The sequence below is a fragment of the Flagellimonas nanhaiensis genome, from assembly GCF_003382275.1.
Lineage (GTDB): Bacteria > Bacteroidota > Bacteroidia > Flavobacteriales > Flavobacteriaceae > Flagellimonas > Flagellimonas nanhaiensis.
The window spans coordinates 1,368,691-1,380,683 of record NZ_QTJX01000001.1 but is presented as its reverse complement, the minus strand read 5'-3'; the positions used below and the strand labels follow the sequence as shown (position 1 = coordinate 1,380,683).

Annotated in this window: 11 protein-coding genes; 10 read left to right on the top strand and 1 reads right to left on the bottom strand. The window is 39.0% G+C overall.

Going from position 1 to position 11,993, the window contains the following annotated elements; all coding sequences use genetic code 11:
- The first annotated feature begins 37 nt into the window (after window positions 1–37).
- The 7 genes from menD to DX873_RS06250 all read left to right on the top strand — a co-directional run bounded on the left by menD (window position 38) and on the right by DX873_RS06250 (window position 8,028).
- On the top strand, window positions 38–1,774 hold the full coding sequence (gene menD / locus DX873_RS06280) for a 2-succinyl-5-enolpyruvyl-6-hydroxy-3-cyclohexene-1-carboxylic-acid synthase (protein ID WP_116183634.1): 1,737 nt from the start codon (window positions 38–40) through the stop codon (window positions 1,772–1,774).
- A 36-nt stretch (window positions 1,775–1,810) separates the two neighbouring features.
- Window positions 1,811–2,152, top strand: coding sequence for a DUF2853 family protein (locus DX873_RS06275; RefSeq protein ID WP_116183633.1), 342 nt, complete (start codon window positions 1,811–1,813; stop codon window positions 2,150–2,152).
- Window positions 2,153–2,222: 70 nt separating this feature from the next.
- Window positions 2,223–3,053: a CvfB family protein gene (locus DX873_RS06270; protein ID WP_116183632.1), complete on the top strand. Its 831-nt coding sequence runs from the start codon at window positions 2,223–2,225 to the stop codon at window positions 3,051–3,053.
- 163 nt (window positions 3,054–3,216) lie between these two features.
- Window positions 3,217–3,816: an SPOR domain-containing protein gene (locus DX873_RS06265; protein WP_116183631.1), complete on the top strand. Its 600-nt coding sequence runs from the start codon at window positions 3,217–3,219 to the stop codon at window positions 3,814–3,816.
- A 1-nt stretch (window position 3,817) separates the two neighbouring features.
- Entirely contained in the window at window positions 3,818–4,726 is a 909-nt protein-coding gene (menA, locus tag DX873_RS06260) for a 1,4-dihydroxy-2-naphthoate octaprenyltransferase (protein ID WP_116183630.1), read from the top strand.
- 32 nt (window positions 4,727–4,758) lie between these two features.
- Window positions 4,759–5,514: a LytR/AlgR family response regulator transcription factor gene (locus DX873_RS06255; RefSeq protein WP_116183629.1), complete on the top strand. Its 756-nt coding sequence runs from the start codon at window positions 4,759–4,761 to the stop codon at window positions 5,512–5,514.
- Window positions 5,515–6,066: 552 nt separating this feature from the next.
- The gene (locus DX873_RS06250) at window positions 6,067–8,028 is read left to right on the top strand and encodes a sensor histidine kinase (protein ID WP_116183628.1); all 1,962 of its coding nucleotides are present in this window, start codon (window positions 6,067–6,069) and stop codon (window positions 8,026–8,028) included.
- On the opposite strand, the gene DX873_RS06245 is transcribed toward DX873_RS06250, so the two are convergent.
- Entirely contained in the window at window positions 8,029–8,823 is a 795-nt protein-coding gene (locus tag DX873_RS06245; RefSeq protein ID WP_116183627.1) for an SDR family oxidoreductase, read from the bottom strand.
- 46 nt (window positions 8,824–8,869) lie between these two features.
- Here DX873_RS06245 and menC point away from each other — a divergent pair, with 46 nt between their 5' ends.
- Genes menC through DX873_RS06230 form a run of 3 tightly spaced genes read left to right on the top strand, consistent with a single transcriptional unit; the run spans window position 8,870 to window position 11,929 of the window.
- Window positions 8,870–9,922 (top strand): o-succinylbenzoate synthase, encoded by a 1,053-nt coding sequence (gene menC / locus DX873_RS06240; protein WP_116183626.1) that lies wholly within the window; start codon window positions 8,870–8,872, stop codon window positions 9,920–9,922.
- Complete coding sequence (locus DX873_RS06235; protein ID WP_116183625.1) at window positions 9,913–10,851, top strand: CPBP family intramembrane glutamic endopeptidase; 939 nt, start codon at window positions 9,913–9,915, stop codon at window positions 10,849–10,851. Before menC ends, DX873_RS06235 begins: the two co-directional genes overlap by 10 nt.
- On the top strand, window positions 10,829–11,929 hold the full coding sequence (locus DX873_RS06230; protein WP_116183624.1) for an AMP-binding protein: 1,101 nt from the start codon (window positions 10,829–10,831) through the stop codon (window positions 11,927–11,929). The genes DX873_RS06235 and DX873_RS06230 overlap by 23 nt, the downstream gene beginning before the upstream one ends.
- Window positions 11,930–11,993 lie beyond the last annotated feature (64 nt).

Sequence of the window (11,993 nt, the reverse complement as noted above, 5' to 3'; positions counted from 1 at the left end):
TGGGCGAATATGTTAAAGGGACGTATTTTTGTAGGTGATGACGTATTCAGATATTCCTTCGGCACAAACACTTGTGCTATACTTCAAATCCAAAGGAGTTAAAAACATAGTGATCTCGCCAGGTTCTAGGAATGCCCCTTTGACCATAAGCTTCACCAAAAACCCTTTTTTCAATTGTTATAGCATTGTTGATGAACGTTGCGCGGCATTTTTTGCCCTGGGGATGAGCCAACAGCTCAAGGAACCCGTAGCGGTGGTTTGTACATCAGGGAGTGCGCTCTTGAATTATTATCCCGCTGTGGCCGAAGCGTTTTACAGCAACATCCCATTACTGGTAATCTCTGCGGATAGACCACATTACAGAATTGATATAGGAGATGGGCAAACCATCAGACAAAAGAATGTTCTTAAAGAACATATTGGATATTCGGCTAACCTAAGACAAGATGTGGTACATGCCGCTGGGGAAGTAAAAAAATATGGTAAGGACCTACTTGAATTTTCTCAAGAAGAGATTCAAACATTCAATGAAGCAGAGTTAAAAAAGGCCATTCATGTAGCTGTCAATGAGAGTTTTCCGGTACACATTAACATTCCTTTTGAAGAACCTTTGTACGGAACCACGGACGCTCCAATTATCAATACTCCCAATGAATCAGAAGAAGTTGGAATTACCTCCAATATCGAAACTTGGGAAGATTTGAGCAAAATTTGGACTAATAGCGAAAGGAAAATGGTTTTGGTAGGGGTGAACCCCCCGGATTCAATTAGCGATGAAACTTTAAAAGTTCTAGCACATGATGCCAATACTTTGGTGTTTACGGAAACAACATCCAATGTGCACCATCCAGATTTTTTCCCCAGCATTGATAGCATTATTGCGCCGATTGAGAAGTCAGGTAACAAGGAAGAACTTTTCCGAGCATTGCAACCAGAGGTTCTTGTGACCTTTGGCGGAATGATAGTTTCAAAAAAAATCAAAGCTTTTTTAAGGGAATTCAAACCAAAATATCATTGGCACATTGACCCTAAAAAGGCATACGATACTTTTTTCTGTCTTTCGAGACATCTTAAAGCTGACCCAAATGATTTTTTTCTGTCGATGGATTCTTTGGAAAAACCCCAAAGCGATTATAAATCTAAATGGAGCAAGGTCAAGAGCGACTATGAAACTAAAAGGGAAACCTATTTAAAGCAAATCCCATTTTCAGATTTTATGGTCTACGACCAAATAATCCGATCTATACCTTCGGATTACCAAGTACATCTGTCCAATAGTTCCACGGTAAGATACACACAACTATTCCCAATGCAAGAATCGCTAAAGGTGTTTTGTAATAGGGGCACAAGTGGTATAGATGGTAGTGTTTCCACAGCGGTGGGAGCATCGGTACACCATCAATCGCCAACACTTTTGATTACGGGAGACCTGAGCTTTTTTTATGATAGCAATGGACTTTGGAGCTCGCACATCCGAAAAGATTTTAGAATTATTTTAGTGAACAATTCAGGCGGTGGAATTTTCAGGATTTTACCAGGCAATGAGGATACCAAAGAATTTGCCACCTTTTTTGAGACCAAGCACAATTTCGCTGCAGAGCATTTGGCAAAAATGTATGGGTTTGAATATCATCAAGCGAATAATTTAGAAGGGCTCAAGGGATGTTTAAAGGATTTCTATCAAGAATCCCAACAACCAAAAATCTTGGAAATAACAACACCAAGAGAGCAGAACGATACGATTTTGCTTGACTACTTCAATTTTATATCTTAGGCAATAAGTATAAAACCTAAAAGACCAGCATCCATTATGAACAAAAGAGAAGAACAGATTGAAAAGTACGTGGCCGATATCAAGGAAAAATTTGGAGAAGCTCCGGATATGAACCTCTTGACCAAGGTAACCGTAGGATTGGGACCTGCTATTTACAATTTGGACTCTTCGCGAGTTTCCGGTTCTGACGAAAAGGAACTGGAAACTGTAAAAAACAACTTTTTAATCAAAAAGTTGGGTCTCTCGGACAGTCCGGACCTATTGGATGCCATAAATGGTGTAATAGACAAATACGGCAGATCGGACAAGAACAAATATCGAGCTGTGATTTACTATATGCTGACAAAGCATTTTGGAAAAGAATCGATCTACAATTAAAAACTCCAAAGGAAAGCTGCTCTTTTAAGCAGCTTTTTTTGTACCCCATTATTTCGTCTACCTTTACCGCATGATAGAATTGGGAAATTACAATACTTTAAAAGTATTGCGAAGTACAAGCATAGGGCTTTTCTTGGGTGATGATGAAGGAACTGAGGTTCTATTGCCAAACAAATATGTTCCCGAGAACTGCGAGATCGATATGGAGCTGCAGGTCTTTTGTTATTTGGACAACAGCGAGCGCCCAATTGCTACAACGATAAACCCAAAGATTGTCCGAAATGGTTTTGCATTTTTGGAAGTAGTTGAGGTAGGGGAGTATGGAGCCTTTTTAGATTGGGGATTAGAAAAGCATTTGTTGGTGCCCTTTAGGGAACAAGCAATTAGAATGCAGGAAGGGAACAAGTATGTGGTTCATTGCTTTATGGATGAAAAAACCTTTAGATTGACCGGCTCCAGCAGAATTGATAGGTTTTTGTCCAATAAGGAAGCCATGTATGAAGTGAACGAAGAGGTTGAGCTACTCGTATCCAGAAAAACTCCTCTAGGTTGGGAAGTAATAATTGACAACAAACACAAAGGGTTGGTTTTTGAGAGTGATGTTTTCAAACCAATTGAGATTGGAAATCAGTTGAAGGGTTACATCAAAAACATGAGACTGGATTCTAAAATAGATGTTTCATTACAACCGATTGGAGCTAAAATGCTCGAGCCAACAGCTCAATTGATATTTGAACAGCTGGAGCGGAACAACGGGTTCTTGCCATTGCATGATAAATCTTCTCCCGAGGAGATAAAGAATAAACTTCAGATCAGTAAAAAAGCTTTCAAAAAAGGAGTAGGTGCCTTGTACAAACAAAGAAAAATTGAAATCAGGGAAGATGGTATCCACTTATTGTAATCTTCACTTGAAGCATTGAGGTCCAAATTGTTGATATTCCTTGGGCAAATTGCCATTTACTGGTTTTTTTCTTTCAACAAATAGTTTACATTTGTGTAACCTTACATTAACTATTTGAAAGCTACGACCTTAGATGTAGTTTTGAACATAATACCACTTTAATATGCCTTTTATTGAAGAAAGTGATCTACTGGACCTTCACAAGGATATTGACAAGGCCCAGATAATCAACGAAAGACTGTTAGACCAGATTAAATTTAAAAATAAGGACCTCCGCAAAATAAGACTACAACGCAATATACTTTTAGGGATTACTGGCTTATTTTTGGTAGGTACGTTGGCAATAACATCTTTTACGGCCGGTCTCAGCAGTAAAAACTCGTTTGAAAAACAGAGCAATCTCTTGGTCTCCATTGATAGCTTGGATGCCATTAAATCTCGAATTGATAATTTAAAGTCTCAAAACGAAGAACTCAGTTTGGTAAGGGAATTTTATCTGGCAAAAGAATTTTTGGACAAGGAGAAAATATACTCGGTCCAAGTCAAGTCCTTTGTGGACAATAACGTAACTCTCGCCTCTGAAGCTTTGACCAACACACTTTTTGTAAAAACCAATCCATTTTATGCCTATTCCCTGGGTAATTTTGAAACCCTTACGGAAGCCCAGACCTTTAGACAGCAGTTGGTGCAAATGGGATTTGACGATGCATTCGTTGCTTCATATAAAGACGGAAAAAGGATTAAAATAGAAGACCCGTATTAGTTTGGGAAACGTTAAGGCCTGGATTCAGGCAGCTCGATTAAGAACATTACCACTTTCATTATCAGGTATCATTGTTGGTACAGCTCTTGCCCAGAAAGAGGGAGCATTTGAGCTGGGAGTTTTTGTTTTGGCATTATTGACAACCGTGGGCTTTCAAGTCACCTCCAACTTCGCCAATGACTATGGAGATGGAGTAAAGGGAACGGACAATGAAGATAGAGTTGGCCCTGCTAGGGCATTGCAAAGCGGATTGTTGAGTCAGTCTGCACTCAAAAAAGGTATTTGGGTCTCTATAATCATTTCGTTGATTCTTGCTGTGTGGTTGTTGCTTAAGGCTTTTGGAAGTGAAAACATCTTGTATTTACTCATCTTTTTTGTTCTGGGAATACTCAGCATATGGGCAGCAGTAAAATATACTATGGGCTCCAATCCATATGGATACAAGGGATTGGGAGATGTTTTTGTCTTTTTGTTTTTTGGATTGTTGGGTGTATTGGGCAGCATGTTCCTGTATACCAAAAGTTGGAGTTGGAGCGCGATGCTTCCGGCAATTACAATTGGGCTTTTGTGTGTTGGAGTTCTGAACTTGAACAATTTAAGGGATATCATTTCCGACGAAAAACACGGCAAACATACGTTGGTGGTAAAAATGGGATTCCAGAATGGAAAGCGATATCATTTTTCACTTTTGATAATTGCTTTTGGCTGTCTTTTAGGTTTTACATGGATTGAAAAAATACCCCTTAGAAATTCTTATTACTTTTTGGCATTTTTACCCATTGCCATTCATTTTAGAAAAGTAATGGTTACACAAGTTCCCAAAGAGCTTGATGGGGAGTTGAAAAAATTGGCCCTTAGTACCTTTTTGCTGGCCGTTCTCTTCTATATCGCTGTTAATAATTTTTTGTAATTTTGATTAACAACCCATTAACATAAATTAATTTGGAACATCCCATTAAAATATTAATTGTCGAGGACAATGTGATCATAGCAGATGATATGCAATCCATGTTGGAGGAGATTGGCTATGAAATTGTCGACAATGTAATTGTGTATGAACAAGCCGTTGACGTATTGAAAAACAATCACGTTGACTTGGTGTTGATAGATATAATACTGGCATCGGATAAGACGGGGATAGATCTCGGCAAGCACATCAGGGACGCCTACAATATTCCTTTCATCTTTGTAACCTCCAACTCTGATAGGGCTACAGTTGAAAATGCAAAAACGGTAAAACCTGATGGTTATCTGGTTAAACCATTTGAACAGCAGGACCTTTACACTTCAATAGAGATTGCACTCTCTAATTTTAATTACAGCAAGAAACAGAAAGGCCAGGAAGTTTTAGGAAATGACGAAGACACGATTACTTCCAATTCTGTACTGAAGGACTCAATCTTTGTAAAGAAGCAACACCTCTATTACAGAATTCAGTTTAGTGATATCCAGTTTATAAAAGCGGACAATGTTTACCTTGAGGTAAATACTGCGGATAAGAAGTTCTTGGTTCGCTCTCCACTAAAGGACTATCTGGAAAAACTGCCAAAGAATAAATTTTACAGGGCGCACAAATCTTACATTGTAAATGTGGATCATATTGATGCAATCAATTCAAAGGATATTATGATCAACAATAACCTCATTCCCATTTCAAAAGATTTCAAGGAATTCATTATTTCTTCAATGAATAGTTAAGGTTTATTCTGAAAAAGATTTTGAAAGGAGCCCAATTGGGCTCCTTTTTTATTGTTACTCATCATTAAATGGCAATGACCACATTTTTGGACACCTTCACAACAATATTTTTCAATTGGCCAGTGCTCGCTATACTTTAGCAGTGTAATTAATTAAGAAAGTAATTTTTTTCATTTTCATATAGTGTTCTCGTAAAAGGGTCTTGTTGGTAAAACAAGGCCTTTTTTGTTTTTGTCATTTTGTCCGCTGTAGGAAGATTCCATGAAATGCACAAAACATCGACAAAATGTATTTTGGCATACGTGGGTGCTCTTTTCACAACAGAAATTCATGGTTTCACAACAATAGCCAACAAGTCTTCCTTATTGGATTTAATTTTGATGCTAATCTAACGTTCTTTATAAACCCCATACATTGACTTAAAGACCTAAAAGTTCAGGATATAAATTATCCGAACTCAAATTAAATTCAATAGTAGGGGCTTTTGATATATAAAGGGCACATTACATATAGCATTTCAATTTTTTGTTGAAAGTACTATTGAATAAATTAATGGAACGTTACGTCAGACTACTTTTTATTATACTCTATCTTGGGATTTTCCCCGTTGCTTCTGCTCAATCAACGGAAGATGAGGAACAAAACCCTCTAAGAGAATTTCAGGACACCCAATTGGCCTCCGATAGGTTCGATATGTTTTTTGGTTCCATCAATAGATATACGATCAATTCCGCTTATGATTGGTTGGACACGGTGAAAGTATACCTTTCCAATGCGCAAAAGACAAACGACTCTACGGCTTCAAGACTTTACAGGGTAATGCAGGCCCAATTGTACAATGATCTTGGAGAGTTTGACAAGAGTACGGCCTTGGCCAAGGAACTTCATGTAATATTGGATTCACTGGACATCAATTCTAGAAAAATTGTACTTGAAGTTCTGGACGATAACTACGCAAACCTTCAATTGTTCGATAAACAAATTGAGGTAAGAAAACAGAAACGAGAGTTGGGTTTCACCCAAAATGTTGCATTCTATGATATCTATAGCAATCTGGGATTGTATAGAAAAGCGCGTAATCAGTACATCATGGAGGTCAAGCCTACTATCGCTGACAACGATTCATACGGATTGGCCAGGTACCATAGCAAAGTGGGTAACTATCTAAGATTGGACAATTCTGCACCCACTGCTCTAAGTGAGTTAAAAAAGGCAAAGGCCTATCTAGATGTTTTCATCAATGACATATCTACAGAAAAAACAGAAGCACAGCTTTTTGAAAGCGACTTGTTAAAGGCTGAGATAGAAGGAAATATTGCCAAGTGCCATGTAATGCTAGGTGAGTACGAAACTGCCATTCCCTTACTTGAAAATAGTATTGAAGTGTTGGATACCTCCTCCAAAAATGGACACAAAAGCGAAGTAGTGGAGAACACACTTTATTTGGCAGATGCCAATTTGCAACTTGAAAGATTCACTACGGCCAAAACCAATCTTGATATTGAATTTGAGAACATCAGCATTCTACAGAACATTAAGCGTAATAGCCTATTGGCGGCCTATTATGATAGGGTAGAAAACTTTAGGAATGCGGCAACCTATTACAAACGTAACGAACGCATAAAGGATTCGTTGGCCCAAAAACAATCAGCAATCATAAAGCAACAGTTGGTCACTATCGTTGCCAATGAGGATTTGGAAAATTCTCAGCGTCTTATCGATGAGCAGAAAAGAATCAATGAGTTGGCTCGTAGCGAGATGAAGGCCAAGGATGAGCGAATAAATCTTGTTTTCATTTCACTCATATTTACCTTACTGGGATTTGCCGGTTTGGTCTACGCTTACCTAAAAAGTATAAAGAACCAGCGTCTTATTGCGGAGCAAAAACATATTATTGAAAATGCGTTGGTAGAAAAGGATTCTTTATTGAAAGAAATTCACCATAGGGTGAAGAACAATCTCCAGATGGTATCCAGCCTTTTGAGTCTACAAACCAAGAACACTCGAAGTAAGGCAGCAATTGTGGCTCTGGAAGAGGGAAAGAGTAGGGTAAAGGCCATGGCTCTTATCCACCAAAAACTCTATCAAAATGATGACTTATCCGTTATCGAAATGCAGGGTTATATAGAAAGTTTGATCAATAGTGTACAATCCGTTTATAAAAAAGGCGGGCATAACATAAGTATCACCATTGACGCCGAAGGAACAGAACTGGATATTGATCGTGCTATTCCTTTTGGTTTGATTTTGAATGAATTGGTGTCCAACTCTTTCAAATATGCCTTTCCAGAAAATGACGAAAACGGAAAAATCTATATTCACTTGAGCAAAAATGGTGACCAAGGATTTTTTGAATACACAGATAATGGTGTAGGCCTTCCTGAAGATGCAGATGAAAGAGCGCACTCATCTATGGGAATCCGATTGATGAACAGATTGGTGAATCAACTTCAGTCCAAACTCAACATAGATAAACAGCAAGAGGGAGTTCGGTTTTGGTTCAACTTTAATTGATTACCTAACCTGACTTTTTAAGACCACTTTGTGCAATAGCTTAGGGAAAAACCGCTTCAAATAGATTCCCTTAATTTCACCTCTACCAACATAAGCCTCAAACTTCTCCTTTTCAATGGCCTTGATTATTTTTTTGGCCGCGACTTCGGGTAGAAGACCATTTTGGGTGGCAATATCGTCTTCCATTTGTGGCGCTCCGTCAGCAGTCAGGGCATTTCTGGCAACGTTGGTCTGAACAAAACCTGGGCACACCATGGTCACTTTTACACCATCTTTTTCATGTTCCATTCGCATCACATCAAAAAAACCGTGCAGGGCGTGTTTAGCTGCGCAGTACCCTGACCGATAAGGAGAACCAAACTTGCCCATTAAACTGGTTACCGTTACAAAATGTCCACTTTTATTTTCAATAAAATAAGGAAGTATGGCCTTGGACAATGCCACTGTACCTAGGTAATTGATGTCCATCAAATCTTTATAGACAGAAAAGTCAGTCTGGTTGATTAAGGACCGCTGACTAACTCCCGCGTTGTTGATTAAAATATCTATAGGGCCAAAGGCCTCATGTGCTTGTTGAACCAGTTCCTTCATGCCATCATGATTTTTAAGGTCCAAAGGCAAAACAAAAATACTTTGCGGATTGCTACATCCCTTTTTGACTGCATGAAGTTCTTCCTCCTTCCTGGATGAGATAATGAGATTACAGGAATGCCTGCTAAGTTCTTCGGCTAGTTTACGGCCAATTCCGGAGGAAGCTCCCGTGACCCAGACCGTTTTTCTGCTTATACTGCCCATGGTAACACTTTTAGATGCAAAATATAATTAAATTTGGAAGCACTGAATGAAAGCTACCTATAAAAAGTACATTCTCAATTTTAAAATCCCGAGTGGAACCTCACGCGGGGTTCTGACCACAAAAGAGACCTGGTTTATAATCCTACGGGAGAACAACAATTATGGCATTGGTGAATGCGGCATTTTAAGAGGACTTAGTGCAGATGATGTTCCCGAATATGAAGAAAAGCTGGCTTGGGCCTGCGATAACATCCATTTAGGCAAAACCCGAATTTTAGCAGAGTTGAGCAGGTTCCCTTCAATTCAATTCGGGGTGGAACAGGCGTTTTTGTCGCTTAAATCAAGCAATCCTTTTGAGCTTTTCCCTTCTGAGTTTACCAAAGACGAATCTCCAATACCGATTAATGGATTAATATGGATGGGAGACGAAGCATTCATGCTTTCACAATTGGAGCAAAAACTAAAAGATGGTTTCCAATGCATCAAAATGAAGATTGGGGCTATTGATTTTAAAAAGGAATTAACCATCCTCGAAGCTATCCGAAAAAAATTTTCGGTAGATGAAATTGAATTACGGGTCGATGCCAACGGAGCCTTTTCAGCAGAAGAAGCAATGGCAAAGCTCCAGGAACTATCAGAATATGATATTCATTCCATTGAGCAGCCCATAAAGCCCAAACAATGGGAAGAAATGGCAGAACTCTGTAGGAGCGCCCCGTTGCCCATTGCTCTGGATGAAGAGCTGATTGGCGTCCTTGATGTAACAGAAAAGAAAAACATGTTACAAACAATACAACCGCAATACATCATACTAAAACCAAGTTTGATTGGCGGATTTCAAGGTAGCACAGAATGGATTAATTTGGCAGAGGAACTGGGAATTGGTTGGTGGGTCACAAGCGCATTGGAAAGCAATGTTGGACTGAACGCCATAGCGCAATGGACGTATACACTAAAGAATAAAATGCCCCAGGGTTTAGGTACAGGTAGTTTGTTTACCAATAATTTTGAAAGTCCCTTGGAAGTTAACTTGGGAAAGTTATACTATAGCCCAAATAAAAACTGGAAAACAGATTTAATAGAAGAATTATGTACATAGAACAAGGATACAAGGGAGATATAGGAATTTGGAAATACTTTGTAATTCCCTTGCTGTTTATAGCTTTTATGGGGTTAAATTATATTGCCACCGTAACCTCACCGGTAAGTGTAGAGGACGCTATGCAACAGGTAATAGAACAATGGGGCTCCAATTTGGTGTTAATTTTTCTTTTGGCTCCTTTGGCAGCAGGGTTAATATTTGTTTTGGGCTGGACCTTTTTGGTACACCGCCAATCCATTGCGTCCTTGACCACTTCTAGAAAAAAAATAGACTGGAAACGGGTCTTTTTTGCCTTTGGTTTCTGGGGTTTGATCACCATTTTGCTGACCGGCATAGACATTTACCTTTCTCCAGATAACTATGTTTTTAATTTGGAATGGTCCAAGTTTATTCCATTGGCAATAATTGCCATTATATTAATCCCCATGCAGACCAGTTTTGAAGAATACCTTTTTAGAGGGCATATGATGCAGGGACTGGGGATTTTGGCAAAAAACAGATGGGTTCCGTTAGTGGTTACATCCGTCCTGTTTGGCATTATGCACATAGCGAATCCTGAAGTTGAAAAATTGGGTTACGGAATTTTGGTGTATTACATCGGCACAGGTTTTTTCCTTGGAATTTTAACTTTAATGGACGAAGGTCTGGAACTGGCCCTTGGCTTTCATGCTGCCAATAACCTGATTACGGCCTTATTGGTTACCGCTGACTGGACAGCTTTTCAAACGCATTCTATCTACAAGGACATTTCAGAACCAGCAATGGGGTGGGATGTATTGATTCCGGTATTTGTGGTCTATCCTATTTTACTACTTATTTTCTCTAGAAAATATGGATGGAAAAATTGGAAGGACAGATTGTTTGGCAAGGTCTTGACTCGAGAGGAATTTACAGCATTAGGTAATGACGAAACCACCGTGGCATAATATCCATCCTGACTTTAAGCTCAATAACCACCATTACTCTGTTGAGGATTTATTGGAAGTAGGTTATAGTTTGATTAAGGAAGGTGCTTCTTACGAAGTGCCAATGGGTGATTTTTTGTTGGACTGGTTATCCGAAAAGCCCAGTTTAGAGGTCTATACCTCCGGTTCCACAGGTAAGCCAAAGAAAATTGAACTAAAAAAGGTTCACATGATGAGTTCCGCTGGGGCCACAGGGACTTACTTTGATTTAAGACCGAAAAATAAGGCACTACTATGCCTACCTGGCACAACCATCGCTGGGAAAATGATGTTGGTTAGGAGTATGATGCTAGGTCTACATTTAGATTACATAGAACCTTCCTCTTCACCATTGAATGCAAATAGTAATGAGTATGATTTTGCTGCGATGGTACCCCTACAGGCTCAAAACTCACTGGCTCATCTTGAAAAAATTAAAACTTTGATCATCGGTGGAGCCCAAGTGGACAATATGCTCCGGACCAAATTATCTGAGCTTTCGGTTAATGCCTTTGAAACTTATGGTATGACGGAGACCATAACCCACATAGCAGTGCGTAGTATTAACAAAGAAAATACTCTTGAAACCACCTTTGAAGTATTACCGAACATCTCAATATTTCAGGATGAAAGAAATTGTCTGGTCATAGAGGCTCCCAAAATTTCTGATACGAAGATTGTGACCAATGATATTGTTGAGCTGATTGACAAAAAACACTTCAAGTGGTTGGGTAGGTATGATACCATTATCAATTCAGGTGGAATAAAGCTAGTTCCGGAACAGATTGAGCATAAACTTTCACATATCATTCCGACCCGTTTTTTTGTGGCCGGACTCCCAGATGATGCCTTGGGGGAACGTTTAGTTTTGGTTGTGGAAGATTCAAAATGCGACCATGATAAATTACTTCAGGAAATCAAAACACTAAAGTCTCTTTCCAAGTTTGAGGTTCCCAAAGAGATTTTTTGCGTAAAATCTTTCGTTGAGACAGAAACTAAAAAAATCCAAAGGATAAAAACACTAAAGTTACAGGTTGACAGACTTGGTGATTCTAACTAAAATAAGACCCAGTTACAAACTTGCAGCAAGTTTTGGTTTATAGAGATTTTAATGCAAAAGGGCC